At 59.6% G+C, this 25,026-nt stretch carries 25 protein-coding genes; 12 read left to right on the plus strand and 13 right to left on the minus strand.

What is annotated here, in order from left to right; genetic code table 11:
• Positions 1 to 131: 131 nt before the first annotated feature.
• A complete protein-coding gene (locus HDE80_RS14330) occupies positions 132 to 2,033 on the plus strand; it encodes a potassium transporter Kup (protein WP_345776454.1) in 1,902 nt (633 codons plus the stop codon).
• Between the two features lie 23 nt (positions 2,034 to 2,056).
• Here the strand turns inward: HDE80_RS14330 and HDE80_RS14335 are convergent, their stop codons facing one another.
• Positions 2,057 to 2,431, minus strand: a complete 375-nt coding sequence (locus HDE80_RS14335; protein WP_184671971.1) for a metalloregulator ArsR/SmtB family transcription factor — start codon at positions 2,429 to 2,431, stop codon at positions 2,057 to 2,059.
• Positions 2,432 to 2,501: 70 nt separating this feature from the next.
• Entirely contained in the window at positions 2,502 to 2,699 is a 198-nt protein-coding gene (locus tag HDE80_RS14340; RefSeq protein ID WP_184671972.1) for a hypothetical protein, read from the minus strand.
• Positions 2,700 to 2,712: 13 nt separating this feature from the next.
• Here HDE80_RS14340 and arsH point away from each other — a divergent pair, with 13 nt between their 5' ends.
• From arsH to HDE80_RS14355, 3 genes are all read left to right on the plus strand, one after another.
• Entirely contained in the window at positions 2,713 to 3,462 is a 750-nt protein-coding gene (arsH, locus tag HDE80_RS14345) for an arsenical resistance protein ArsH (RefSeq protein WP_184672186.1), read from the plus strand.
• An 8-nt stretch (positions 3,463 to 3,470) separates the two neighbouring features.
• On the plus strand, positions 3,471 to 3,881 hold the full coding sequence (gene arsC / locus HDE80_RS14350) for an arsenate reductase (glutaredoxin) (protein ID WP_184672188.1): 411 nt from the start codon (positions 3,471 to 3,473) through the stop codon (positions 3,879 to 3,881).
• Positions 3,882 to 3,980: 99 nt separating this feature from the next.
• Positions 3,981 to 4,523 carry a DUF4232 domain-containing protein gene (locus HDE80_RS14355; protein WP_184671974.1) on the plus strand — a complete coding sequence of 181 codons (543 nt, stop codon included), beginning with the start codon at positions 3,981 to 3,983 and terminating at the stop codon, positions 4,521 to 4,523.
• A gap of 80 nt (positions 4,524 to 4,603) precedes the next feature.
• On the opposite strand, the gene HDE80_RS14360 is transcribed toward HDE80_RS14355, so the two are convergent.
• Genes HDE80_RS14360 through HDE80_RS14370 form a run of 3 tightly spaced genes read right to left on the minus strand, consistent with a single transcriptional unit; the run spans position 4,604 to position 6,237 of the window.
• Positions 4,604 to 5,170 (minus strand): hypothetical protein, encoded by a 567-nt coding sequence (locus tag HDE80_RS14360; RefSeq protein WP_184671976.1) that lies wholly within the window; start codon positions 5,168 to 5,170, stop codon positions 4,604 to 4,606.
• Positions 5,171 to 5,200: 30 nt separating this feature from the next.
• The gene (locus HDE80_RS14365; protein WP_184671978.1) at positions 5,201 to 5,557 is read right to left on the minus strand and encodes a hypothetical protein; all 357 of its coding nucleotides are present in this window, start codon (positions 5,555 to 5,557) and stop codon (positions 5,201 to 5,203) included.
• A complete protein-coding gene (locus HDE80_RS14370) occupies positions 5,554 to 6,237 on the minus strand; it encodes a sigma-70 family RNA polymerase sigma factor (protein WP_184671980.1) in 684 nt (227 codons plus the stop codon). Before HDE80_RS14370 ends, HDE80_RS14365 begins: the two co-directional genes overlap by 4 nt.
• Before the next feature lie 123 nt (positions 6,238 to 6,360).
• Here HDE80_RS14370 and HDE80_RS14375 point away from each other — a divergent pair, with 123 nt between their 5' ends.
• Both HDE80_RS14375 and HDE80_RS14380 read left to right on the plus strand, forming a co-directional pair.
• On the plus strand, positions 6,361 to 7,635 hold the full coding sequence (locus HDE80_RS14375; RefSeq protein WP_184671982.1) for an MFS transporter: 1,275 nt from the start codon (positions 6,361 to 6,363) through the stop codon (positions 7,633 to 7,635).
• A gap of 198 nt (positions 7,636 to 7,833) precedes the next feature.
• On the plus strand, positions 7,834 to 8,100 hold the full coding sequence (locus HDE80_RS14380) for a DksA/TraR family C4-type zinc finger protein (protein WP_184671984.1): 267 nt from the start codon (positions 7,834 to 7,836) through the stop codon (positions 8,098 to 8,100).
• 111 nt (positions 8,101 to 8,211) lie between these two features.
• Here the strand turns inward: HDE80_RS14380 and HDE80_RS14385 are convergent, their stop codons facing one another.
• The 4 genes from HDE80_RS14385 to HDE80_RS14400 all read right to left on the minus strand — a co-directional run bounded on the left by HDE80_RS14385 (position 8,212) and on the right by HDE80_RS14400 (position 13,641).
• Positions 8,212 to 10,329 carry a PQQ-binding-like beta-propeller repeat protein gene (locus tag HDE80_RS14385; RefSeq protein ID WP_184671985.1) on the minus strand — a complete coding sequence of 706 codons (2,118 nt, stop codon included), beginning with the start codon at positions 10,327 to 10,329 and terminating at the stop codon, positions 8,212 to 8,214.
• A gap of 192 nt (positions 10,330 to 10,521) precedes the next feature.
• Positions 10,522 to 11,349, minus strand: a complete 828-nt coding sequence (locus HDE80_RS14390) for a transglutaminase family protein (protein ID WP_184603586.1) — start codon at positions 11,347 to 11,349, stop codon at positions 10,522 to 10,524.
• Positions 11,350 to 11,365: 16 nt separating this feature from the next.
• Entirely contained in the window at positions 11,366 to 12,307 is a 942-nt protein-coding gene (locus HDE80_RS14395) for an alpha-E domain-containing protein (RefSeq protein WP_184671987.1), read from the minus strand.
• Positions 12,307 to 13,641, minus strand: coding sequence for a circularly permuted type 2 ATP-grasp protein (locus HDE80_RS14400; RefSeq protein WP_304625859.1), 1,335 nt, complete (start codon positions 13,639 to 13,641; stop codon positions 12,307 to 12,309). The genes HDE80_RS14395 and HDE80_RS14400 overlap by 1 nt, the downstream gene beginning before the upstream one ends.
• Positions 13,642 to 14,009: 368 nt before the next feature.
• Here HDE80_RS14400 and HDE80_RS14405 point away from each other — a divergent pair, with 368 nt between their 5' ends.
• Together HDE80_RS14405 and HDE80_RS14410 are read left to right on the plus strand one after the other, a co-directional pair.
• Positions 14,010 to 14,351 carry a zinc ribbon domain-containing protein YjdM gene (locus HDE80_RS14405; protein ID WP_184671991.1) on the plus strand — a complete coding sequence of 114 codons (342 nt, stop codon included), beginning with the start codon at positions 14,010 to 14,012 and terminating at the stop codon, positions 14,349 to 14,351.
• Between the two features lie 572 nt (positions 14,352 to 14,923).
• Positions 14,924 to 16,276 carry a carbohydrate-binding protein gene (locus tag HDE80_RS14410; RefSeq protein WP_221437578.1) on the plus strand — a complete coding sequence of 451 codons (1,353 nt, stop codon included), beginning with the start codon at positions 14,924 to 14,926 and terminating at the stop codon, positions 16,274 to 16,276.
• A gap of 234 nt (positions 16,277 to 16,510) precedes the next feature.
• On the opposite strand, the gene HDE80_RS14415 is transcribed toward HDE80_RS14410, so the two are convergent.
• Both HDE80_RS14415 and HDE80_RS14420 read right to left on the minus strand, forming a co-directional pair.
• Positions 16,511 to 16,816 (minus strand): UBP-type zinc finger domain-containing protein, encoded by a 306-nt coding sequence (locus HDE80_RS14415; protein WP_184603578.1) that lies wholly within the window; start codon positions 16,814 to 16,816, stop codon positions 16,511 to 16,513.
• The gene (locus HDE80_RS14420) at positions 16,813 to 18,522 is read right to left on the minus strand and encodes an FAD-dependent oxidoreductase (protein WP_184671993.1); all 1,710 of its coding nucleotides are present in this window, start codon (positions 18,520 to 18,522) and stop codon (positions 16,813 to 16,815) included. Before HDE80_RS14420 ends, HDE80_RS14415 begins: the two co-directional genes overlap by 4 nt.
• A gap of 235 nt (positions 18,523 to 18,757) precedes the next feature.
• On the opposite strand from HDE80_RS14420, the gene HDE80_RS14425 reads away from it, so the two are divergent.
• From HDE80_RS14425 to HDE80_RS14440, 4 genes are all read left to right on the plus strand, one after another.
• Positions 18,758 to 19,183, plus strand: coding sequence for a hypothetical protein (locus HDE80_RS14425; RefSeq protein ID WP_184671995.1), 426 nt, complete (start codon positions 18,758 to 18,760; stop codon positions 19,181 to 19,183).
• A complete protein-coding gene (locus HDE80_RS14430) occupies positions 19,180 to 20,670 on the plus strand; it encodes an ATPase domain-containing protein (RefSeq protein ID WP_184671997.1) in 1,491 nt (496 codons plus the stop codon). The genes HDE80_RS14425 and HDE80_RS14430 overlap by 4 nt, the downstream gene beginning before the upstream one ends.
• Before the next feature lie 24 nt (positions 20,671 to 20,694).
• On the plus strand, positions 20,695 to 22,335 hold the full coding sequence (locus tag HDE80_RS14435) for a diguanylate cyclase (RefSeq protein ID WP_184671999.1): 1,641 nt from the start codon (positions 20,695 to 20,697) through the stop codon (positions 22,333 to 22,335).
• A gap of 175 nt (positions 22,336 to 22,510) precedes the next feature.
• Positions 22,511 to 22,945, plus strand: a complete 435-nt coding sequence (locus HDE80_RS14440; protein WP_184672001.1) for a hypothetical protein — start codon at positions 22,511 to 22,513, stop codon at positions 22,943 to 22,945.
• Positions 22,946 to 22,957: 12 nt separating this feature from the next.
• On the opposite strand, the gene HDE80_RS14445 is transcribed toward HDE80_RS14440, so the two are convergent.
• Together HDE80_RS14445 and HDE80_RS14450 are read right to left on the minus strand one after the other, a co-directional pair.
• Positions 22,958 to 23,995, minus strand: coding sequence for an LLM class flavin-dependent oxidoreductase (locus tag HDE80_RS14445; RefSeq protein ID WP_184672003.1), 1,038 nt, complete (start codon positions 23,993 to 23,995; stop codon positions 22,958 to 22,960).
• On the minus strand, positions 23,992 to 24,924 hold the full coding sequence (locus HDE80_RS14450; RefSeq protein WP_184672005.1) for an alpha-L-glutamate ligase: 933 nt from the start codon (positions 24,922 to 24,924) through the stop codon (positions 23,992 to 23,994). Before HDE80_RS14450 ends, HDE80_RS14445 begins: the two co-directional genes overlap by 4 nt.
• Positions 24,925 to 25,026: the final 102 nt, after the last annotated feature.

Here is a 25,026-nt window from a genome sequence, read left to right on the forward strand (position 1 = left end):
GTATGCGCTGCCCCGTTTTGATGGCGCCGCTATCACGCGTTGATGGCGACTATGGACAATTGTCGCGATCGACATAAAGTCCACAGGCGATCCTCAGAACTGCCCACCATCGACCAAGAAGAGCATCCATCTTGAATAGCCCGCCGAAGCCGCACGAGTCCGACAAGCCGCAGTCGATATCCACCGCGCTGGTGATGAGCGCGCTAGGCGTGGTGTTCGGGGACATCGCGACCAGTCCACTGTATGCGCTGCAGGCGGCGTTCGACTCGCATGGCGTGGCGGCGACTCGCGACAACGTGCTGGGTCTTTTGTCGCTGGTGTTTTGGGCGCTGATTATCGTGGTGTCGTGCAAGTACGTGGCCTTCATCATGCGTGCGAACAACAACGGTGAGGGCGGCATCATGTCGCTGACGGCGCTGACGCGTGATGTTTGCGCGGACAAGATTCCACGTCGCCTGCTGATGGTCGCGCTCGGCCTTGGGCTGATCGGCGCGGCGCTGTTTTTCGGCGATGCTGTGATCACGCCAGCGGTATCGGTGCTCTCCGCGGTGGAGGGACTGCAACTGGCTGCACCTGCGCTCAAGGCATGGGTGCTTCCGATCAGCGTGGTGATTCTGCTCGGTCTGTTTTTCGTGCAACGGTTCGGGTCCGCTCATGTTGGCAAGGTATTCGGGCCGGTGATGGGACTTTGGTTGCTGGTAATCGCGGTGCTCGGCGTCTATCGGTTGATCGACCGACCCGATGTGCTCATGGCGATCGATCCGATGTATGCGTTGCATTACTTCGGGCAGAACGGCTTTCGCGGATTTGAAACGCTGGGCGCGGTGATTCTGGTGCTCACCGGTGCGGAGGCGCTATATGCGGATATGGGCCACTTCGGCGCAGGCTCGATTCGCGTGGCGTGGTTTGCGTGGGCGCTGCCGTGTTTGCTGTTGAGCTACTTCGGGCAGGGCGCGTTTTTGCTGGGTTCGCCAGCGGCGGCAGTGATGCCGTTCTATCGCATGGTGCCGCATGTGCTGCTGTATCCGATGATCGTGCTGGCCGCGATGGCGACGGTGATTGCCTCGCAGGCAGTGATTGCCGGTGCGTTCTCGATGGCGCGCCAGGCCATGCTGCTGGGTTACCTGCCGCGCATGAGCGTGGAGCACACCTCGCATCATGTGGAAGGGCAGGTCTATCTGCCCGGCATCAACCTGATGTTGTTGATACTGGTGATGGCGGCGGTGCTGATCTTCCGTTCTTCCGATGCGCTGGCGTCGGCATATGGCATTGCCGTCAGCGGTACGATGCTCGCCACCACGGTGCTGGCGTTGCTTTACGCGCGTTTCGGATGGCATTGGCGTTACGTGGCGTTGATTCCGCTGGGTCTGGTGTTGATCACCATCGATAGCGCTTTTTTCGGCGCGAACATTCTCAAGATCCGTTCGGGTGGCTGGTTTCCACTGCTGCTGGGCGCAATGATGTATCTGCTGATGTCGACGTGGTATCGCGGCCGGCGCATTCTGATAAGTCACCTTAGCCGCGACGGCCTGGAGCTCAAGAGTTTCGTTACCAGCATCATGGCGCATCCACCTCATCGCATCGAAGGCACGGCAGTGTTTTTAACGGCGCGGAGCACAGGTGTGCCGGTTGCGTTGCTGCATAATCTCAAACACAACCAGGTTCTTCATCGCACCAACATCGTGTTGACTCTGGAGTTCGCCAATGTGCCGTTTGTGCGAACCAGGGATCGTATCCATCAGGTCGAACTCGGTGAGGGTTTTCATCAGGTGAATCTGCGCTTCGGCTTCGCGGAGGACACTCACGTGCCTGAGGCCCTGAGCGGCATGGAGATCGATGGCGTCGCTGTCAATCCCGAACAGTTCACCTATTTTGCCAGCCGCGAAAATATCGTCGCTTCGCGGATGCGCGGCATATCATTGTGGCGCGCGCACTTGTTTGCACTGATGGCACGCAACGCCCTGCCGGCGACCACGCACTTCGGGTTGCCCGACAACCGCATGGTGGAGATCGGCATGCGTGTTGATGTGTAAGGCCAGATCGCGTGTGGATCTTGCTATTGGGTGACTGTCGCGCGAAGCCTTGCTGATGCTGTGGCGCGGGGCTTTCTCGTAGTAACGGTCTTGCCGGTGGTGCAGTTGCCATCGGACTGGCTGCAGCAATGGTCGGTGAGATAGCTGATCAGATCGTTCATCGTGGTAATCACTGGCGAGTAGTAAATAAACCGCCCCTCTTGCCGACTCGCAACTAGCCCCGCATGCGATAGCTCCTTCAGATGGAAAGACAGCGTGGCGTTAGCCAACCCTAGCTTCTGCGCGATTACGCTGGCGGCCAGACCATCGGGAGCGTGCTCGATCAGCAGGCGATAGACCGCCAGTCGCGACTCCTGCGCCAGCGCGGAAAGGATGTTGACGGCCTGTTTGCTCTGCATGGTGATGGCGGTAACTCCTCTGCAGTTGGTTGGTTGCAAGAATCACTGTATAGGCTTGGTCTCTATTGAATCAATGATTGGCATCCGTGCTGCCGTCCGGCATGTGCCCCATTGCTTCCAACCGGCTGGACAGTGTCAAGCGGTCCAGCGCGGCGATGTTGAGATTCAGCATGTGCGAGATTCGGTGAGTGCTGGGAAAACTATGTAATTCGATATTTCCATAATGATAGAATTGTTGAATCGGAGCAACGGTATCGAATTCACCCATGACCAATCCATTCATGACGATTGATGATTTGCCGAACATCGTGGCCGATGCGCTGGACCTTCCCAGCAACGTCAAGCTAGGCCTGCCCGAAGGCGCAGACCATCCGCCGCGTATCCTGATTCTTTACGGATCGCTGCGGCCGCAGTCGTTCAGTCGCAAGCTGGCGCTGGAGGCGGAACGCATTCTGCGGCGACTGGGTGCCGAAACACGCGTGTTCGATCCGCATGATCTGCCCATGCTGGACAGCGTGGCGAATGATCATTCCAAGGTTCGCGAACTACGTGAGCTGTCGCTGTGGTCGGAAGGGCAGGTATGGGTAAGTCCGGAACGCCACGGTGCGGTGACCGGTATGTTCAAGAACCAGATCGACTGGCTACCGCTGGAGGACGGCAGCGTGAGGCCGACACAGGGGCGTACGCTGGCAGTAATGCAGGTCTGCGGTGGCTCCCAGTCGTTCAACGTGGTTAATGCGCTGCGCCTGCTCGGCCGCTGGATGCGCATGGTGACCATTCCCAACCAGTCCTCGGTTGCCAAGGCCTGGCAGGAGTTCGATGATGCCGGCCGCATGAAGCCCTCGCCTTATTACGACCGCGTGGTGGATGTGATGGAAGAGCTGTTCAAGTTCACCCTGATGGTACGTGAGCGTAGCGATTACCTGGTCGATCGCTACAGCGAACGCAAGGGCGCGGTCGAGGCGGGCGTGCTGTCGCAAGCGGCAGGTGTGGTATCTGCCATCAAAACACCAATTCGCGGAGAGACGTGATGCAGAACCTGATCGCCACTATCTATCACAACCCTGCCTGCGGCACGTCGCGCAACACGCTGGAGTTGATCCGGCATGCGGGCATTGAGCCCACGATCGTTGAATATCTGAAGCATCCGCCCAGCCGTTCGCTGCTTATCAAGCTGATCGCGGATGCAGGTCTGGTGCCACGTGCTGCGCTGCGTGAAAAAGGCACGCCGTATGCCGAGCTGGGTCTGGCTGCTCCCGACCCCAGCGACGACGCACTGCTCGATGCAATGATCGCGCATCCGATCCTGATCAACCGGCCGTTCGTGGTGACGCCTCTCGGTACGCGGCTTTGCAGGCCATCCGAAGCAGTGATCGATATTCTTCCGGTGTTCGCCAGGCCTTTCATCAAGGAAGATGGCGAGGTTGTTGCGCCACGCGGATTAGAGTGAAAACACTGACGCTCATCATCTGATCGACAATCGAAGCAGTCATTTTGGATTCACTGCGTGACGGTGAGCATTGGCATTCCGGAATCTTGAGGATGCTGCTTGATCATTGCACTCGCCATGGCCGCATTTGCCGGCGCGACAGCTTTGCCGGCGTCGTCGGGCTCGGCCTTGCTCGACTGCATCACATCCCAGGTAGCGATCAAGTTCGATAGCGAAGGCGGAATTTTTTCCGGCATGTCGCAGTCCGGAACGTTGCTGGTAGTGCGGAATATCAGCACCAGCGCCTGCCGAATGCCGGCGCTGCCCATGTTGCATTTCGAAGATGCTGCACACCACTTGCTGTCGATCGTGCGACAGGTACCCAAGGGCATGCATCCCGGTCCTGTCCTGCTACCGGTGAGTATTGCGCCTGGCGCAGAAGCTACCGCCGAACTGCACTGGGTATCCGGTGATGTCTACGACGGTCATAACTGCGTCTCGCCCACGACGGCCGTCGTGCAGGTTGGAACCGATACATATCGCCAGCCTTTTTCCAACCAGTTCTGTTCAGCGGTCAACACACCCGCAACGTTCACCCAGGCGTGGTTGAAAACCGATGCCGTCGTGACGCCATCCGATGGCAGGCCTGCGGTGGCAAAGTAGGCAATCGATTGGCACAACAGTCTCGTGAATACAGGCAGCATGACTCATCCACAGGTCGCGAACAAAACGGCTGCATTCGCTCACTGCGAGAAGTCGAGATTTACCGGAGCATCGGGGATTTGTGCAGTGGTGTCGGTGACCGGAACATTGTTATCGACGATGTCCAGTTGAAAGCTGTCGCCCCACACTTCACCTTTGCTTACGAGGAAAAAGCCGAAAGCGATATCTTTCGCATCAACAGGCACATCGAGCACGATCTCGCAGCGACGCCAAGGCTGGTCACCCTGTAGTACGCGCTGCTCCATGTTGTCGAAGCCTAGGTTTTTCCCGGCAGTGTCGCCGTCAATGCGCATCCACATCTGCCCTTTGCCAGCATCATTGGTACGCAGGTAACCTGATAAACGAACGCGTTTTCCCCGATAGTGGCCTGCTTTGATGATTTGCATCAACCCGCCGAATCCATCGCTGTTCGTCTTGGCGTGGATGAAAGCGTTATGGCTGCCCGGTCTGCGTGTACCCGGTTCGCTGCCAAAGATGAAGTCGGCAGACTGCGACCCTGTGACGAACCATCCCTTGGGCACATTTGCATAACTGTTGCCGGCGAGCAGGCAACCGATGCCGAAGGCGATGGTGAGGGTTTTCTTCATGTGGTTCTCCTGGAATATGGGTCTGGTTGCTCAATGGGATGGCGTGTTTTGCATCAACAGATAGCGCGCTGTGGGCGAGCGTGGTGGTGCGGTATCCATGCTCAGAAGGTAGGCGCGTGTGCGGCCGTCGAGATATCCCGGCGTAGCGTCATCAAGGGAGAGCCGCGCCGTTGGTGACGGACGCGATGCCGTTTGATGTCCCGCCAGCCATAAAACGGCGGCGGCGGCGATGGTGGCGGCAAACCATGTCCAGCGCTGATTCCGGTGACGGGCGCTGCTTGCACTTTCGGCAAGCTGGAGCATCCGCGCATTGACGTCAGGTCGTGGCGCCTCACGGGCTGCTTTGCGATAGAGCGCAACAAGATCGTCCATCGATTCGTCATTCATCGCCAAACCTCCAGCGCATCACGCAGTCGTCGCTGGGCATAACGCAATCGACTCTTGACCGTCTCGCGCGACACCTGTGTCGCCATCGTGATGTCATCGAGACTGAGGTCGCCGTCTGCCTTCATGAGGAAGGCTTCCCGCTGCGGCAGTGGAAGATTCCTGATCGCTTCGAGCAGAGCTAGACCCATCTCGTCGTTGTGGACGAGTCGTTCGGGCGTGTGTGCAGCGACGGCTGGGCGTTGTTCGAAATCCCGGTCATCGTCGCTATGACTCTGCCAGTCGGGCGCATGCCGGCTGAGCGTGCGCCAACGATCGGCTGCACGACGATGGGCAATGGAAAACAACCAGGCGGCAAAAGGAGCGCTGGGTTCGTAGCGATCCTTGCCGCGAATGACGGCGACCCAGACCTCCTGAAATACCTCTTCGGCTTCGGTGGAACGATCGGCAAGTCGCAGCAGGTAGCGATGCAGTTTTTCGCGGTAACGAAGATAGAGCATCTGAAACGCCTGGTTATCGCCTCGCCGATATCGAGCCATGCAGTCTTCGTCAGTGACATGGTGAGTTTCGGCATTTGGTGTTTCAGACGAGCCGGCCTGCTTGTGCCACGGCAGCTGCATCTGCAGAAAGGCAAACGTATCGACGACAGTCCGGTCGTTTGGCATGGTTGGGGTGCTGAACATGGGACTCCGATCCCGTGGTGATAACAGATAATCGCTGCAAACCCGTCAGTGGGGTTAAAAGTCGGCATTTGCCAACATGCTCTGGCAGAATTGATGGACCTGCATCGCTGGGACATCTGTGGAATGACTGTTGTCGAGACCGCGCCGGCCAATTCGCCGCACCGCATTTTATTTGCCAGCCTGATCGGCACCACGATCGAGTTTTTCGATTTCTATATTTACGCTACTGCAGCAGTGCTGGTTTTCCCGAAGCTGTTTTTCCCGTCTGCCGATCCCGCATCGGCCGCGCTGCAGTCGTTCGCGACGTTCGCACTGGCGTTTTTTGCACGGCCGATCGGATCGGCCGTGTTTGGGCATTTTGGCGATCGGGTGGGTCGCAAGGCGACGCTAGTGGCGGCGCTGTTGACGATGGGCATTTCCACCGTGGCGATTGGCTTGCTACCGACCTACGCGAGCATCGGTGTGCTGGCGCCGTTGCTGCTGGCGTTGTGTCGCTTCGGTCAGGGACTGGGCCTGGGCGGTGAGTGGGGCGGGGCCGTGCTACTGGCGATCGAGAATGCGCCGCCAGGCAAACGCGCGTGGTACGGCATGTTTCCGCAGCTGGGCGCGCCGATCGGTTTTTTCTTTTCTACCGGATTGTTCCTGTGGTTGACGCAGGGCATCGGCGATGCCGCGTTTTTTGCATGGGGTTGGCGCGTGCCGTTTCTGGCCAGTGCGGCGCTGGTGCTGATCGGTCTGTGGATGCGATTGAAGCTGCATGAGACGCCGGCTTTTGCGAAGGCCATGGCGCATCACGAGCGCGTAAAGCTGCCGATGCTTACCGTGATCACGCAATACCCGCGCGCGCTGCTGGCAGGCACGTTCGCGGCGCTGGCCACGTTTGTGCTGTTCTATCTGATGACTGTGTTTGCGCTGAGCTGGGCGACTACCAAGCTGGGCTATTCGCGCGAGCAGTTCCTGATACTGCAGATGGTCGGCGTGCTGTTTTTCGGGGCGACCATTCCACTGTCGGCTTTGCTCGCTGACCGTCGAGGCGGCCGCTTCACGATGATTCTTTCCACGGTACTGATCATTGCGTTCGGCATCGGTTTTGCACCGCTGTTTGCCGCGGGCAGTAGCGGTAGCGTGCTGCTTTTTCTGGCACTGGGACTGGGCGTGATGGGTTTGACTTACGGCCCGCTGGGCACGATTCTGGCGCAGATGTTTCCCACGGCGGTGCGTTATACCGGTGCGTCGCTGGCGTTCAATATGGCGGGTATCTTCGGCGCGTCGCTGGCGCCGTATATCGCCACCTCGCTGGCCAAATCCTATGGGCTGGCCTACGTGGGCTATTACCTGGCGGCCGCCGCGGTACTGACCCTGCTGGCGCTTTTAGCCATGCCGCGGCAGTCGGACTGATGGGCTGGAGCCGGCCGATGGTGCGCATTTCGCCCCGGTTGAATAGGCCGTTCGTTGCGTATGGCGTCGGAAGTCAGGCATCTGAATGAGCTATGTCGGTGTGCTGGTAGTACTTCGCCAGCACCCACATGTTTAGTCCACACAGGGTTCATGCCTGCGAGATCAGGCTTTCAGTCAATCTTCTGATGGGAGACTTTCATGGCAACCGGTTGGGCAGGCGACGGTGCGGTGCAGGACCAGATCGATGCCACCGTTAATGATGCGGTGACGCGTGCGCGGCAGCAGTTGCGACAGGGGCCGGGTCTGAAGCATTGCGAGGAATGTGATGCCAGGATTCCTGAGGCGCGCCGTAAGGCGGTGCCGGGCGTTCGCCTTTGCGTGGCATGCCAAGAGGCGAAGGATCAGGAGCAGGCCAGTGCCAGCACTTTCAATCGGCGCGGCAGCAAAGATAGCCAGCTGCGCTGAACGCCATACGTATCGCAGGCAACTCAGGCGCACAACCCAGGTAATAGAAAGAATCGGGCGACCCATGACGGGCCGCCCGATTCTTTTACATCACGATGATTCGTCAGTGGCTTACTTCGGCAGCTTGAAGATAGCGATCGTATCGCCGTAGGCAAAGCCCATCTGGAAGTTGCCGCCGGCGCCAACGGCGATGTACTGCACACCGTCGACGCTGTAACTGATCGGCGGTGCATTGACGCCCGCGCCGAGGTTGAAGCGCCACAGCTTCTTGCCGCTGGTCGCATCGAAGGCATCGAAGTAACCGTCGCCTTCACCCATGAAAACCAGATTGCCTGCGGTGGCCAGCGCGCCGCCGATCAGTGGTTGCGCCGCGTGATACTGCCAGGCGATGTTGCCGGTATCGACGTTGATGGCAGTGAAGGTACCGTTCTGGATCGGATCCTTCGGCACGTTGGTGAACGAGCTGCCCAGACGCATCGAGCCGGGCTGGAAACCCGGATCGTCGCCGGTGGTGAAGGTCATCAGCTGGTTCATGCCCAGGATGTACACCGCGTGGGTCAGTGGCGAATACGCCGGCGGCGACCATTCGGCACCGCCGTTGGCACCGGGCAGCATCTGCACGCCTTCCTTGGTCGGCTGCGCGAACATGTTTTTCGACTGATCGACAAAAGGCTGTGATTTGCGGATCAGTTTGCCGTTGCGACGATCGACGATATAGAACCATCCTGTTTTACCCGCTTCACCGGCGGCCGGAATGGTCTTGCCGCGGGTGTCCTGTACGTCGAACAGTACGACGTTACTCACAGCGTCGTAGTCCCATACGTCGTGCGGCACTTCCTGGTAGTACCAGGCCAGCTTGCCGGTATCCACATTGAGCGCGACGATCGAATCGGTGTACAGGTTGTCACCCTTGCGGCCCGCACCGTATAGGTCGGGATTGGGATTGCCGGTGGAGAAGATCAGCAGGCCGCGCTCCGGATCGACGGCCGGCGTGGTCCAGACCATGCCGCCACCGCGCTGCCACGCATCGCCCGCGAACGATTTGGGATCGGTCGACTGCCAGCGCCACGCCTGCTTGCCGGTAGTCGCGTCGTAGGCGGCGACAAATCCGCGGATCGCCCATTCGCCGCCGGAGCTGCCGACGATGACCTTGCCCTTGTAAAGCTGCGGCGCCATTGTCTCCGAATAACCGACCGTGGGATCGGCCACGCCGACGTTCCAAAGCACGTCGCCGGTGGCCGCATTCAAGGCAATCAGCCGTGCATCGAGTGTGGCCACGTAGACATTGCCGTAGCCCACGGCCACACCGCGGTTGACCGGGCCGCAACAAATCTTGAAGTTGCCGACGTTATAGGTCGACTCCCAGATGATGTCGCCGGTATCGGCATGCAGCGCGATGATTTTCATCTTGCTGTCGACCACCGGTGTGGTGGCGTACATCACACCATTGACCACGATTGGCGTCGTCTCGAAGCTGCTGGTGATGCCGGTCTGTACCAGGGCCACGGCGGTCAGCGACTTGACGTTGCTGTCGTTGATCTCCTTCAGTGGCGAGAAACGCTGATTGGCATAGTCGCGGCCGTGCAGCAGCCAGTCAGCAGGATGGTCAGCGGGGCTGGCCATCATGGCGTCGGTAATCGTGACACTGGCCTTGTCAGGCAGCTTGCCGTAGACCATGCGGCTGGAGATGCCGATGTTCTGGATTTCCAGATTGGCGTTGGCGGTGGTCGCATCGTTGTTCTGAGCCGGATACGGCAGCAATGCCACGCTATCCAGATGGGCTGCATCAAGCGCTGTGCTACCCGCTGGGTAGTCGTTTTGAGCGAGGATGAAAGCCAGCGTATCTTCGTATTGGGTCTTGCTGAGCGAGCCGGGATTGCTCACTGGCATCTGGCTGGAGATGAAACCGTAAAGCTTTTCGGCGGTCGGATAGTTGGTCTTGAGCGATGCGCCAAAGGTGGCTCCGCTAAGCGCCGGTGCGGCACCACCCTGCAGCTTCGAGCCGTGACACACCGAGCATTCCTGGCTATAGACGGCTGCGCCGGCTTGCGCCTGAGCGGCGGTAAAACTCCCCGAGCTGGCTGCGCTGACAGCGGTTGGCAGATAGACGGCTAAAAGTAAAAGCGCCGCCAGCGCAAAGTGTTTGGCCCGGTGGCGATGATCGACCCAACGACGGATGGCCCAAAAACCGGGCCATTCGGAACGAGCGGCAAAACGTTGCGTTTGCATGATCTCGACCCCTATGTGATGGTATTTGCGGGTACAGCCTCCCTGGTAACCCGCCCTGATTATCACGCAGCAATTACGAGATCAACGAATCCTTTTTTATGAAATCAGACAGGTGACCTCGTGAGCCTAGGCCGCGCTCGGTCACGGCAGACGAAACCGGCGGATTTCGACACGGGAGGTGTTGGGCAATCGTTACCAGGATTGCGACTGTGACTGCGATTGCCCGGATTCGGCGATCGACACTTCGACTTCCAGCGACTCGGCAATACCACCCAGTCGTACGCCACGCACCGGTGCTGCATCGCGGTAGTCGCGGCCGCAGGCGATGCGGACATAACGTTCGTTCGGCGATTGGCGATTGGCGGCGTCGAAGCCCAGCCAGCCCAGATCCTCCACAAAGATCTCAGCCCAGGCATGGCTGGCCGCGGCGGTACCTTCGACGGGACAGAGATAGCCACTGACGTAGCGCGCCGGAAAACCCAGCGAGCGGGCGGCTGCAATCAGCACGTGTGCATGGTCCTGGCACACGCCAGCCTGCGCGGCGAACGCTTCAACGGCGGTGGTTTCCGCATCGGTCTGATAGGGCAGGTAGTCGATGCGGTCGCGCACGCCGTTGTTGAGTCGGTGTAGGCGCTCCAGTCCGGTGCCGGTGCCCGAGACGGATCGGGCGAGGTCATCGATCTCTTTATTGCTTTCGGTCAGCGGTGTGGATGACAGGTAGAACATCGGCGGCAGCAACTCTTTGCGGTCACCGTGCACGCCGTGCAGATCGCGCGTGTTGACCGAGCCGCGTACCGAAAGCCGCAGGGTTTCCACACTGCGGTCGATGGTGTGCGTGGCCACCGGGTTGCCAAAGCCGTCGCTGCACGTTGGCTGCAATCGCCGGCCGTCGACGTTGACACGCCAGTCGCCGATGGTCTGCCCGGCGCTGGGTGCGGGCCACATGCGCAGGGCCTGGATGATCATGCTGGCGGCTTGACCATAGCGATAAACGGTGTCGTGAACGATAGTGAGTTGCATGATTAAAGTTGCCTGATCAAAACAGGTGTCCCTCGGAGATTTGCGAACCCAGCGCTTCGGTGCGCACGATCAGGTCGGTCAGGTATTCGTGCAGGCCGTTGTTGATGACGTCGTCGATCTGGCCGTAGCGCAAGTTCGTGTAGATCGCATGCGCCTGTCGCTTGGCTTCCGCCGCGCGCTGCGGATCCTGGTCTTCGATCAGGTCCAGATGCTGGGTGATCTGGTTGTAGCAGAACGCCAGCGAGCGCGGAAACTCGCCGCGCATGATCAGCAGTTCGGCCACATGTGCGGGTTCCACCGGCCCCTTGAACATCACGCGATACGCGCGGCGTGCACCGACCACGCGCAAAATCGCCAGCCACTGGTAGTAATCGATCACACCGCCAACGTCGCTGACCGATGGCAGCCGCACGTGATATTTGACGTCGAGCAGACGCGCGGTATTGTCGGCGCGTTCCAGATACTGGCCTACCCGCACGAAGTGAAAACCGTCTCGACGCAGCATCGCGTTCGAGCACACGCCGTGGAACAGGCCGACGCGTGATTTCACCCATTCGAGAAATTCGGAGAGCAAATCCTCGGTCATCGGCGTATTGCGATACGTGGAAAGCTCCTGCCAGGTGGTGTTCACCGCTTCCCACATGTCGGCGGTCAACGCCGTGCGCACGGCCCGCGCATTGCGACGCGCGATCTCGATGCAGTTGACGATGGATGAGGGGTTGTCCGCATCGAAGGCGAGGAACTGGATGACCGACGGTTCGTCTGCTTCCGTGTGGCGGGCGTAATAACTGTCGCTGCCGCCAGCTGCAACAATCGCCGATTCCCATTCGCTGTTGCGGTCGCTGTCGACGCGAACGGCATTCATCTGGCCCGTCACCTGAAGCAGCCGCGCCACGTAATCGGCCCGCTCCATATAGCGCGATAGCCAGAACAGGTTTTCTGCAGTACGTGCCAGCATCAGTTTTCCAGTATCCAGGTGTCTTTGGTGCCGCCGCCCTGCGATGAATTGACGACCAGCGAGCCTTCTTTCAGCGCTACGCGAGTGAGGCCACCAGGTACGACGCGGATGCGATCAGCACCGCAAAGCACGAACGGTCGAAGGTCGACATGGCGCGGTGCGATGCCGGAGTCGACGAAGGTCGGCACGGTGGACAGGGCCAGCGTCGGCTGCGCGATGTAATCCTGCGGTCGCGTTTTCAGCAGCACGCGAAAATCTTCAAGTTCAGTGCGGCTGGCGTGTGGTCCCACCAGCATGCCGTAGCCGCCGGAGCCATGCACCGCTTTCACTACGAGTTCGTTGAGATGGTCCAGCACGTAGCGCAGTTCGTCGGGCTTGCTGCAGTCATGGGTTGGCACGTTGCGCAGCAGCGGCTCTTCGCCGAGATAGAAACGGATCATTTCCGGTACGTGGATGTAAACCGCCTTGTCATCCGCAATCCCGGCGCCGATGGCATTCGTCAGCGTGAGGTTGCCCGCGCGGTTGGCAAAGTGCAGGCCCGGCACGCCGAGCATCGACCCGGGCTTGAATACCAGCGGATCCAGATAGTCGTCATCGATACGGCGATAGATTACGTCCACACGCGACAGGCCGGCGGTGGTGCGCTGGTAGCAGACGTCTTTGTCCACCACCAGATCGGCGCCTTCGACCAGGTCGATGCCCATTTCGTCGGCCAGAAACGCGTGCTCGTAGTAGGCGCTGTTGTGGATGCCAGGGGTTAGCAGCACCACGGTCGGCTCACCGGGACAGTTTGGCGGCGCCAGCGAACGCAGCGTAGCGAGCAGTTCGTCGGGATAGTGCGCGACCGGTGCGACGCGATTGCGACGGAACAGGTCCGGAAACAGCCGCTGCATCACCTCGCGGTTCTCGACCATATAGGACACGCCCGATGGCGTGCGGCAGTTGTCTTCCAGCACGTAGTAGTCGTCGGGCCCGGTACGCACCATGTCGATGCCGGCAATGTGCGAATACATCTGGCCGGGCAGATCGAGGCCGGCCATCTCCGGGCGAAACTCGCTGTTATGCAGAATCAGCTTCTCGGGAATGCGACCGGCACGAACGATTTCGCGGTCGTGATAGACGTCGTGGATAAAAGCATTCAGCGCCTTCGCGCGTTGTTCCAGGCCCTGACGCAAACGCACCCATTCGGCCTGCGCCATGACGCGGGGGATAAAGTCGAACGGGATCAGGCGCTCAGGGTCACCGCCTTCGGTATACACCGCAAAGGTGATGCCGATACGCCGGAACAGCACTTCTGCCTCGCGGCGCTTCAGCAACAGCTGTTCGGCGGGCATCGATTTCAACCAGGCATCGATCAAGGCATAGGGTGCGCGAACGTTGTCCGGCCATCCCATCTCGTCAAACACAGGTGTTGCGTCGGCCATTAAAACTCCTGGTCAGGACGTCTACAGCAGCGAACAGACATTAGGTTGTGGGTAGACATTACCGCGGGTGACCGACCGGTGTCGAAGTGTTTCGTCAACGCCGCCAACAGGCCATGCACATTCCGTCAAAAGCTAGGCAACGATGACAGAATGGAGGTGCCATTCCGGTGCAGCGATGGATGCGTGTTCGTTGCTATCGGGGCATCCCGATCAGGGTCGGGTTCATTGAGTCGGGCATCTATACTCCGCGCTCTTCAACGATCCCGATGGACCAAGGTATGTCTGACTTTCCTGCTTGCCCGCAGTGCGCGATGGAAAATACCTATCCGGATGGGGGCAGTGTCGTATGTGCAGACTGCGGCCACGAGTGGCCCATCGCCGTAAGTGTGGCAACCGATATCGGAACGCTGGTGAGGGACGTCAACGGCAATGTGCTTGCCACCGGTGACACCGTCGTCGTGATCAAGGACTTGAAGGTCAGGGGCTCGTCGATCCCGTTGAAGCAGGGCACGGTGATCAAGAACATTCGTCTCGTCGAAGGCGACGACGAACATATCGAAGGCAGTTCGGACAAGATCAAAGGGCTGGTGCTGAAAGTCTGCTTTTTGAAGAAGGCCTGATTGAAGAAGGTCTGACTCAGCGCAAGGCTGTCGTCCGCTCTCCACTCAGTACGCATAGATAACGTTGTCATTTGGCGTCCTCATTCGTGATAGTCACCGAATAAGGTTTAGCGTCATAACGCGGCAGGCGAAGATTTCTTGTGAGGATGCGACATGGTTCTGCTCAATTAGATCCACTTCCTAATTTTTGCACTCACTTTCGGGCACGCCTGGAAAGCGCTTCGATCTGCCGAGGCACGATCAACACTGCTGCAGTGCGATATCAAGCCAGTCAAACGGCAGGGCCACTTTCGCTTTGAGATGCTGCATAAGCAGCAAAACAGAAGCGAGCTATTGCCCATCCCGAGGCCGCATCAGTGCCCAACGGCGTTTCACGCGCACCGTCACAGTTGGGATTTTTTCCAATAGACAACGTTGTCATTAAGGTCTATCACGGGACATATCTCACGCATAACAAGCGGTAGCGTGCAGGGACGCGATGAGGCACATCCCCACATGGCTGATCGGATTGCGGCTGTGAACTGCCTTGGTAACTCACTCGTATTGATGCAAGTCCATCTGGAGAGGATTCCATGTCAGTCAAACCACCATCACCCTTTGTAAAACGGCCCGCCCTGCGCCTACGTCTGGCACTTGGCGCTTTCGGTAGCATCGCAGCGACAGGTCTGTCCATGGCCTTGCTGGCCGCAGTACCCGTGCAGACGCTGCAGGCGCAGACTGCGCCCAGTTGCGCGGCGGCCTGGAGCGCGTCGCAGGTTTACACCGCCGGCAATACTGCCAGCGAAAACGGCATCAACTATCTGGCGAACTGGTGGACGCAGGGCAATGACCCGGCGACCAACAGCGGTGGGGCGGGCTCCGGCCAACCCTGGACATCCCAAGGTTCCTGCGGTGCGGCTCCCGCACCGGCCCCCGCGCCAGCTCCCGCACCGGCCCCAGCCCCAGCCCCAGCCCCAGCCCCAGCCCCTGCGCCAGGCAGTCTGCTGTTCAGTCCGTACAAGGACGTCACCATCAATCTCAACTGGAACACCAACGTGATGCAAACGGCGGTGACCGGCACAACGATTCCGGTGGTCGGCAGCGGCAGCCTTGTCTCGACCGTCGAACCCAATCTCGGCGCAATCACGCTGGCTTTTGCAACGGGCGAATGCGGCAGCGAGAACTGGGGCGGTATTCCCGCGGCCAGCTTTGCCAGCGCAAACATTCAGGCGCTTTCCAATGCGGGCGTGAACTACGTGGTTTCCACCGGCGGTCAGGCGGGTGTTTTCACCTGCTCGACGCCATCGGGCATGGCTCAATTCCTTTCGACCTACAACTCATCGCATCTGGTCGGTATGGATTTCGATATCGAAGGAGGCCAGACCCAGGCGGAGATCAGCAGTCTGGTGACCGAGGCTGCCTATGCGCATACGCTGTATCCGAATCTGCGCATCTCCTTCACGCTGGCCACACTGGGAGCATCGGATGGCAGTTACGGCGGGCTCAATTCGCTGGGCGATATGGTGGTCAAGTCGATCAAGAGCGCCAATCTCAGCAGTTACACGATCAACCTGATGGTGATGGATTTTGGTGGGGCCAGTTCCAGCGTCTGCGTGGTATCCAACGGCGCGTGCAACATGGGGCAGTCCGCGATCCAGGCAGCGGAAAATCTGGAGCATACCTACGGCATCCCGGCCAGCCAGATCGAGCTGACGCCGATGATCGGCATGAACGATGTCTCCAGCGAAGTGTTCTCTCTCACCGATGTCGATACGCTCACCAATTACGCAGTGAGCAATGGCCTGGTGGGCATCCATTTCTGGTCGCTGGATCGCGATACACCTTGTTCAAGCAATACCGGTTCGGCGTCGGCAACGTGCAACTCGGTCAGCGGCAGTACGTCGTTGCAATACACCAACCGTTTCCTGCAGGACTTGGGGCGGTAAGAGGAAGTACGGTGCGGCGAATCGATCGGCAAGGTTTGATTCGCTGGAAATAGATGGAGTGAAACTCAGGTCCGATGGCGAGAGATGACAACTCTTACCATCGGACCTTTTGTTTTCATGCGGAGGTTCACGTCGATACGATCAAGCAGAGTCGCCTCACGAGAGATCAAGCTGCTGACAGCAAGCTGATTGTCCAGATGATCATTTAGACATCCAAACAAGCCAGCCAATGCATCAGACATATCGCGGTATCGGACCCACTTGCGGCGTCTGATCGGGTAGGTCGACCAGAGTGTCATCGACAAAGCACCAGCCCCAGCCTTCGGGGGGATCGTAGCCTTCGATGATCGGATGCTTGGTGGCATGGTAGTGGGCGGTACCATGGCGTCCCGGCGACTGGTCGCAACAGCCGACGTGACCGCAGGTCCGGCACAGCCGCAGATGGACCCAGTGCGAGCCGGACTTGAGGCATTCCTCACAGCCAAGCGTGCGTGGCGTTACGTCGGCAATATCGGCAAGGTGCTTGCAGTAATCACTCATGCAGTGGATTCCGGTAGTCGGGCAGGGGATGCAGCAAGTACCTGATGGAGGGCGGCAACGACTTGGGCGCCTTCACCTACTGCTGCGGCTACGCGCTTGGTCGAGCCAGCGCGCACGTCGCCAATAGCGAATACACCGGGCACACTGGTTTCCAGCGCCAGCGGTGCGCGGGCAGCGGCCGACCATATCGGCCCGCTGGCGATCTGGCCGGTGCAGATAAAGCCATTGGCATCCACGTCGACGTTGCAGCTCTCCAGCCATGCCGCGTTGGGATCGGCGCCAACGAACAGAAACAAGTGACGTAGCGGTCCGGTCCACTCGGCACCGGTATCGCGATGACGGAACGTTGCGCCAGTCAGTCCACTGGTCACGTCGCCCTGCAACGCCGTGACTTCGGTACGCGTATGCAAGGTGACATTGGGTAGCGCGGCGATACGTTCGATCAGGTAACGCGACATTGATGCGTCGAGTGAATCACTGCGTACGACCAGGTGCAGATGTTTGACCCGCGGGGCCATGAAGGCGACCGCCTGTCCCGCCGAGTTGCCACCGCCGACCAGGGCGATCTCCTCACCCTCGCACAGCTTGGCTTCCACTGGTGAGGCCCAGTACGACACACCGGCGCCTTCGAACAGGCTCAGGTTTTCGATATCGATACGTCGATAGCGCGCACCGGACGCAACCACGACGCTACGCGCCTGCATGCCCATGCCATTCTCAAGCCGCAGGGTAAAAAGGTCGCCTGGCTGGCGCTCATCGCCGCCGCATTCCAGCGCAGTGACATTGACCGGAATGGCGATCTCGGCGCCGAACTTCTGCGCCTGGGTAAATGCGCGTGCAGCCAATGCATGGCCGGAGATGCCAGTGGGAAAGCCAAGGTAATTCTCGATGCGCGCCGACGCGCCGGCCTGCCCGCCGAACGAGCGTGTATCCAGCACCAGTACTGAAAGGCCTTCGGACGCGGCATACACTGCCGTCGCCAAGCCGGCAGGGCCAGCGCCGACCACGGCCACGTCGAAGATCCGATCCGGATCGAGCTCCGGCGTCATGCCGAGGCACGCGGCAAGGTCGACGTTGGTCGGGTGCTTCAGCAGCGAGCCGTTAGGGCACAGCACGATCGGCAACTCATCGTCGTGTACGCCAAACCGCTCGACGAGGGCTTGACCATCGCCACCGTCGGCCACGTCGAGCAGCGAATACGGATGGCCGTTACGGGTGAGAAAACCCTGCAGTCGCACCAGCGTGGGCTCACCCGGCCGACCAGCCAGCAAGGTGCCGGCACCTTCCGCAATCAGCATCGTACGGCGCAAAAGAAAAGCCCGCATGATGATCTCGCCGATCTCGGCCGAGCCGATGATCAGCGCGCGTAGATGTGCTGTATCGAAACGCAACGCTTCGCAGCCGGCGACTCCGGCACGCGCTTCGGCCAGCGCCGAGCGGCCGCCGAGCTGACTCACTTCGCCGGTGATACCGCCAATCGGCAGCACGGCGATCAGCTGATCCTCACCCATTGCATGCCCGCGAGTGACCGTCACTTCGCCCGAGGTGACGATGAATACCGGTGCATGCCGTTCGCCCAGGGCATACAGCGTTTCGCCTGGCTCGAATCGTTGCGGCGGTGCCGTCGCAAAATGCTGCGCTACCGCTATCTGCACCGCGCAGAGTGTGGGGAACAGCTGATCACGTCGCGTCTGGGCCAAACTCATCGATTGCTCGCAGGGTCGCGTGACTTTGCAGTGTCGCCCCGCCGGGTACGGGCTGGCAAGTAAAGGCACTCCTTCATCGCCGTGTTGATTACCCGCTCCATGCACCTGTCCGGTCACGTTGATCTGGGCTTTCTCCCGATACACGACCTCAAGCGATTAAATGCCTTACGGACACACGTTAGCGCGTATTATAGCTTTTCCAAAATGCGCACGACGCGTGTTCTCCGGACCACAGATGCCGACTGACGCACACGGTATCCAAGGCTTGCTTGCCAGACGAGCAGGGGAAGGTGCGGACCCGCCGACCATTGCCGCCGCTGCCGTTTCGATATGGCATGACATTGATGTCGCGCTAGCCCCGATTATTGGCCAGCCTGGCGTTGCGGCACTATACAAGCGCAGCCTGTACCTGACGCTGGCCGATCATTCCTGTCTTGTCACTGCGTATGAAGGTTCATTACGCCCCGGCGAGTTTGCCGGCCTCGATATCGCGCTATCGCAGCAGACACCAGCAGAGGCGTCTGCCGCCATTATCGCTTTGCTCAACACTTTCCATGATCTTCTTACTCATCTGATCGGTGGGTCGCTGCTCGAGCGGCTGCTGCGTTCGGTAAGGGATAAACCATTCAGCGGCGATGCCGTAAAGGACACCTCGCCATGACCAGGGTCAAAGCCATCATCCATCGCCTCGCCACGGGAGTACCCGGACTGGACGAGGTGTTCGGCGGCGGTCTGCCGGAGTTTTCCTTCAACCTCATCGCCGGTCCGCCGGGCTCGGGCAAGACAACGCTGGCCCATCAGATCATGTTTGCGCTGGCCACGCCGCAGCGTCCTGCGCTGTATTTCACGGTACTCGGCGAGCCGCCGCTGAAAATGTTCCGCTACCAGCAACAGTTCGAGTTCTTCGACACGGAAAAAGTCAATCAGTCCGTTCACTTCATCAACCTGGCCGAAGAAACCGCCACGGGCGATTTGTCCAAGGTGCTGGCGCGGATGGTTGCCGAGGTCGAAACGCATGGCCCGTCCCTGGTGTTTGTCGACTCGTTCCGTTCGGTCATTCTCGCTGGCGAAGGCGAGAGCAATGCGTTCATCAGCCTGCAACATTTCATTCAGCAGTTGGGCATGCTGATGACGACCTGGCAGGCCACCACCTTTCTGCTTGGTGAATATTTCAGTGATGACGATCCCAGTCCGGTATTCACTGTCGCCGATGGCTTGATCTGGCTACGTCAAAGCGTGCAGAGCAATTCGATGGTGCGCAAGATGGAGATCATGAAGATGCGCGGGCAACCGTCCCTGCCGGGGCTGCACACCTTCCGCATCAGCGACAACGGGATCCATGTATTTGCGCCGACATCGCCGGTCTCGCTTACCGATTGGCAACCCGCGCCTGCCTCCGATGTTCGGGTGAAGATGGGGGTGCCGGGTCTTGACGCGATGATGGGCGGTGGTTTGCCGCGCGGCTATTCGCTGCTCGTTGCCGGCCCATCGGGCTCGGGCAAGAGCATTCTGGCATCGGCTTTTCTGGCCGAGGGCGCGCGCTTGGGGGAAACGGGCGTGATCGCCGCGTTCGAGCAGCGTCCACAGCAGTCTCGTGGCCGTGTGCTGGCCGAGCTGATCGAGAGCGACCGCGTCGGCGTGGTCGATACCCGCTCGCTCGCGTTGTCGGTGGATGAGATCGCAATACTGCTGATCGCGGAGATTCGCCGGCTCAAGGCAACCCGTGTGGTGATCGATTCGTTGTCCGGATTCGAACTGGCGCTGGCGCCCACTTTTCGCGAAGACTTTCGCGAGTCGTTGTCGCGAATGGTGTCGGCGCTCACCGATATCGGTGTCACCGTGCTGATGACCTCCGAGCTGGAGGATCGTTACAACGAACTGAGCTTCAGTCCCTACGGCACGGCATTTCTTACCGACGCCATTATCGTGCAGCGGTATATCGAAGTGGACAGTCGGCTTCAACGCATGATGGCGGTGGTGAAGGTGCGCGCCAGCGCGCATTCAAACGCGCTGCATCTGTTCCATATCGACGACGACGGCATCAAGCTCGACGAGATGCTTGCCGGCTACGAAGGGCTGCTGGGCGGCAGGCCGACCCGCAGCCACAGCCTGTTGAACGGACCGACCTCCGGTGCCGACGATGGATGAGTACAGCACTATGCCGTCGACGCCGTGAACGACCGGATCGATCCGCTCACCGAAACCGAAGCGACGCAGACGCTTGCGTTGCTCAACGGGCAGGCCGATGACCTGCGGGCGGATCTGGTCAGGTTGCGACAGGAGCTGGCAGCCGTGCAGCTCGACGTCAGCGGTAATCGCGTAGCCCAGCTGCAGGAGGCCAACCAGATGCTGGTGCTTGCCGCACTGAGTGCGGAAGGCATTGCCAAAACGGCCATCGCCAATCTGAGCGAACTGACCTATTCCAGTCAGCGCGATACGCTGACCCACACCGCCAACCGTGCGCTGATGTTGGATCGCCTGACAGTCGCCATTGCCTCGGCAAACCAGCATCAGGCGCGTCTGGCCATACTCTTTCTCGATCTCGACCATTTTCGCTACATCAACAACACGTTGGGTCATGCCGGTGGCGATGTGGTACTGCAGCTGGTAGCCAGCCGGTTGAAATCGGTGCTGCAGGATGGTGATACCGTCAGCCGTCACGGCGGCGATGAATTTCTGGTGCTGCTCACTCATGTTTCCGATGCGTCCGATGCCGCACGCATCGCCGCCTTGCTGCTTGCCGCCGTCGCCGTGCCCAGTTCCATCGGCATGGTGAGAGTGCAACTTTCCGCCAGCCTCGGCATTGCGATGTATCCGGAAGATGGCCTGGACATGGCCACTTTGATCGATCGGGCTGACCTTGCCATGTACCGTTCCAAAGGCCTGGGGCCCGGTGGATTCCAGTTCCACGGTGAAGCGCCATTAGGTGAATCAGGTCAGCGCTCGGCCGCGATTCATCTGCTGCCGTTGGTCCGTCACGAGTCATTGCCGGTTGCGGAGGACGTTCGCCTCGCCGATTTGCGCGATGCCAACGAGCAGCTGGTGATGGCTGCGTTGACTGCGCAGGAGCTGGAGGCACATGCCCGCGAAGCGCACCGCCAACAGATCAAATTCATGGCGATGGTGGCGCATGAGCTGCGCAATCCGTTGACGCCGATACGCGTGGCCGCCAGCCTGATGATCGATCGTGATACCAACGACGAGCTATCGCTGGCGCGGTTGCAGGTGATCATCGACGGTCAGGTAACACATATGTCCCGGCTTATCGGTGATCTGCTGGAAGGCTCGCGCATCAGCACCGGCAAGCTGCGGCTTGAACGCGGCAGCGTGGAGATGATCGGCGTACTGCGCATGGCCATCGAGGCTTGTCGACCGGCGATGGAGGCAAGAGAGCAGCATATGACGATCGAGCTGCCGCCCGCGCCGATCGGTTTTCATGGCGATCCGGTACGGCTGGCGCAGATATTCACCAACCTGCTCGACAACGCGTCCAAATACACGCCGCAGGGCGGCAAGATTTCGCTGGCGCTGATGCTACGCGGTCAGTCGATGGAGATTATCGTGTCGGACAACGGCATCGGCATCTCGGCCGAGGCATTGCCGCACATTTTCGACCTGTTCGTGCAAGACGCACGCGCGCTGGATCATTCCAGTGGTGGGCTTGGCATCGGGTTGGCTGTGGTTCGCGAACTCGTCGAGGCGCATCAGGGTAGCGTGACCGGTCACAGCGCCGGACGAAATCTCGGTAGCGAATTTATCGTGACGTTGCCGATGGATTGCCGACTACAGATTGAATCAAACCTCTTGGCATGACGAGTCGAGGTCGGTCTTTCAGCGTGTTGCACGGATTCTTCTAAATGGCGACTACATCACAGACTTTCAAAGATTACAGTTTAGACATGTTTACATTTCAAATACTTTCACATAACAAAACTACACCTATGTTCGCTGTCGAAAGAGCGTATGTCGCGTTTTCTTCAGAGTACAGATGCAGCCAAGACAAGATGATGCGCACGGTATCAGGGCCATGCTCTCAAGGCGGCTAGGCGCCAATGCCGATATCACCCAACTTGCGGCTTTTGCAGTCTCGATATGGCATGAAGTGGACGCAGTGCTATCGCCCATCTTCGATGAAACCGGGGTTGTCGCGCTCTACAAAAAGAGCCTTGATCTCACCATAGACCACCATCCCTGCCTCGCGACTGCCCATGAGCATATACACAGCCCCAGCAAGTTTGCTGGCTTGGGAGCTGCGCTATCGAAGCAAACGGCCGAGTACGCCTCAGCAGTGATTGTTACTCTATTGAACACTTTCCACGATCTGCTCACCCATTTGATCGGAGGCTCGATGTTCGAGCGACTGCTGCGATCCATATGGGACAAGCCGTCCGGCGATGATGCCTTGCAAGATGGCTTATCGTGATCGTTGCCGAATTCATCCGTGAGCAATAGTCGTTGGCGTAATTATTTGCGCTGCGAAGCGCTCCATTTCCTCCAACTGGGGACTCATCTGCAGCAATAGTAGGTCGAGGCCTGCCGCAGAAAATGCTTCGACGCGTGCGCGCACCTGCTCCGGCGTGCCGACCAGCCCCGGCCGCAGGCCGCGATTGGAGACTGAGTATTCCTTTATCTTCATCTCGCGTTCCAGCTGCGTGCCGGAAAGCCACTGGTCGAAGTTGGCAAAGCCGGCGGCTTCGGGATCCAGCGTGGTGATGCGCTCGACTTCGGCCAGAGCGTCTTCCTCGGTATCGCGCACGATGGCGTATGCGGCCATGCCGTAGATCATCGGCGGCAGGCCTTCGCGTTCACGGCGGGCGCGCATGTCGGCAATCTTCTCGGCGATGAATTCCGGCTCGTCGCCGTGCATCACGTAGGCATCGCAGCGTTTGGCGATCAGCGTCTTGGCCGCTTCGGATTCACCGCCGGCGTAAATGGTCGGGCGGGGCGAGGAGAGCGGCTTCGGTTCGCAGATGGCGTCCTTCAACTGATAGCGCTCGCCGGTGAAATTGAAAGGCGTCTGTGTCCATAGGCCATCGACGACCTGCAACCACTCGTTGGTGCGGCCGTAGCGGTCATCGTGCTGGTCGAACTGCAGGCCATATTGCGTGGCCTCGTCGGCCCACCATGACGACACCACGTTGAGCGCGAGGCGGCCGCCGGAGATGCGGTCGATATTGGCCGCCTGCTTGGCAAACAGCGCGGGCTGATGGAAATTCGGCCGTACGGCGACCATGATCTCCAGCTTTTTCGTCACCGCGGCCAGTGCCGCGGCGCTGGACCATGCGTCGAGCGCCGGTTCGGTCACGCCCTTGATGTCGTTGAGGTTGAGCTCGGCGATCAACGTAAGGTCGTAGCCGATCTGTTCGGCGCGGATGCACAGCTTGCTGAGATAGTCCCAGCTGGCCTCCATGTTCTCGTCGCGAATATTGCGCAGCCAGCCGCCAAATACCGGTGCCCAGAAACCGTACTTCATGCCGCTTTCTCCTGCGTGGATGCGATGACGTTTTCCAGGTAGTCGACCAGCTTTTCGTGCGGGTTCCAGCCCAGCACGTTGAGCGGATCGGCCACGAAATTGGACAGGCCGTTGATGTCGTAGAAGCGACGTGCGCCGTCGCGTTCATCGACCATGAATTCGATGCCGCCGATATCCAGTCCCGACGCACGGGCGATGGCTTCGGCTGCGCGAATTGTCTCGGTGTCAGGCTTGAACTCCTGCACGGTGACGGTGGGCTTGTCGATCAGGCACACGTCGGCGGGGCACAGATCGAACGTGCCGCCATCGGTGTTGAGCGAGATGGCATAGAGGAACTTGCCGTCCAGCGTTTCCATCCGGACCATGTGCTTGTCCTTCGCGGGCACGTACTCCTGCACCAGCAGCACGCTGTCGATGCCCTTGGGCGTGCTGCCATCGGCGACCGCCTGCTTCAGCTCATCGATACTGTCATAGCGCGCAACGCCTGCACCCGAGCCGCCGATATTCACCTTGACGATCACCGGAAAACGCAGGCCTTCGGTTGCCGCCACGATATCTGTCTGTCGATGCACTACATGTGTCGCCGGAATAGCCAGCCCCAGCGACTGGATCACTGAGAGCTGGCGCGCCTTGTTCGCATCGATCGCCAGCGCCTTGCTGCCGTTGATGACGTGGGCGCCGTTCAACTCCCAGTGCGCGTAGAGCGCTTGCGCGTAGAAGATCGGGTGTTCGTCCTGGCGCAGGAATGAACTCATCGCCAGGCGACTGAATACTACCGGTGCGGGTGCATGTTTTTCGGCGAGATCGAAGCGATGGTTTTCGAACGGAAAGGCCTTGTAGTCGATGCCGCGACGATCAAGCGTGGCGAAAAGCGGCTTGAACCACTCGGGATGCTCGTACACGATCGCCAGCGCTGGCTGTTTGGACATGAAGAGTGATTTCTCGGTTAGATAGACTGGCATGGTCGACATGACTCGAGCGGATTGTCAACACACAGACGTTTGGACGTTTGTACGGCCATATTTGATCGG

Origin of the sequence: Rhodanobacter sp. A1T4, assembly GCF_014207185.1 — a bacterium.
Taxonomy (GTDB): domain Bacteria; phylum Pseudomonadota; class Gammaproteobacteria; order Xanthomonadales; family Rhodanobacteraceae; genus Rhodanobacter.

Coding starts and splice junctions, on each gene's coding strand:
- HDE80_RS14375 (WP_184671982.1), top strand. CDS start 6,361: ATGACTGTTGTCGAGACCGCGCCGGCCAATTCGCCGCACCGCATTTTA.
- arsH (WP_184672186.1), top strand. CDS start 2,713: ATGACGATTGATGATTTGCCGAACATCGTGGCCGATGCGCTGGACCTT.
- HDE80_RS14370 (WP_184671980.1), bottom strand. CDS start 6,237: ATGTTCAGCACCCCAACCATGCCAAACGACCGGACTGTCGTCGATACG.
- HDE80_RS14445 (WP_184672003.1), bottom strand. CDS start 23,995: ATGAAGTACGGTTTCTGGGCACCGGTATTTGGCGGCTGGCTGCGCAAT.
- HDE80_RS14365 (WP_184671978.1), bottom strand. CDS start 5,557: ATGAATGACGAATCGATGGACGATCTTGTTGCGCTCTATCGCAAAGCA.
- HDE80_RS14335 (WP_184671971.1), bottom strand. CDS start 2,431: ATGCAGAGCAAACAGGCCGTCAACATCCTTTCCGCGCTGGCGCAGGAG.
- HDE80_RS14380 (WP_184671984.1), top strand. CDS start 7,834: ATGGCAACCGGTTGGGCAGGCGACGGTGCGGTGCAGGACCAGATCGAT.
- HDE80_RS14360 (WP_184671976.1), bottom strand. CDS start 5,170: ATGAAGAAAACCCTCACCATCGCCTTCGGCATCGGTTGCCTGCTCGCC.
- HDE80_RS14395 (WP_184671987.1), bottom strand. CDS start 12,307: ATGCTGGCACGTACTGCAGAAAACCTGTTCTGGCTATCGCGCTATATG.
- HDE80_RS14430 (WP_184671997.1), top strand. CDS start 19,180: ATGACCAGGGTCAAAGCCATCATCCATCGCCTCGCCACGGGAGTACCC.
- HDE80_RS14405 (WP_184671991.1), top strand. CDS start 14,010: ATGTCTGACTTTCCTGCTTGCCCGCAGTGCGCGATGGAAAATACCTAT.
- HDE80_RS14425 (WP_184671995.1), top strand. CDS start 18,758: ATGCCGACTGACGCACACGGTATCCAAGGCTTGCTTGCCAGACGAGCA.
- HDE80_RS14420 (WP_184671993.1), bottom strand. CDS start 18,522: ATGAGTTTGGCCCAGACGCGACGTGATCAGCTGTTCCCCACACTCTGC.
- HDE80_RS14385 (WP_184671985.1), bottom strand. CDS start 10,329: ATGCAAACGCAACGTTTTGCCGCTCGTTCCGAATGGCCCGGTTTTTGG.
- HDE80_RS14390 (WP_184603586.1), bottom strand. CDS start 11,349: ATGCAACTCACTATCGTTCACGACACCGTTTATCGCTATGGTCAAGCC.
- HDE80_RS14340 (WP_184671972.1), bottom strand. CDS start 2,699: ATGGGTGAATTCGATACCGTTGCTCCGATTCAACAATTCTATCATTAT.
- HDE80_RS14400 (WP_304625859.1), bottom strand. CDS start 13,641: ATGCCCGCCGAACAGCTGTTGCTGAAGCGCCGCGAGGCAGAAGTGCTG.
- HDE80_RS14410 (WP_221437578.1), top strand. CDS start 14,924: ATGTCAGTCAAACCACCATCACCCTTTGTAAAACGGCCCGCCCTGCGC.
- HDE80_RS14450 (WP_184672005.1), bottom strand. CDS start 24,924: ATGTCCAAACAGCCAGCGCTGGCGATCGTGTACGAGCATCCCGAGTGG.
- HDE80_RS14415 (WP_184603578.1), bottom strand. CDS start 16,816: ATGAGTGATTACTGCAAGCACCTTGCCGATATTGCCGACGTAACGCCA.
- HDE80_RS14440 (WP_184672001.1), top strand. CDS start 22,511: ATGCAGCCAAGACAAGATGATGCGCACGGTATCAGGGCCATGCTCTCA.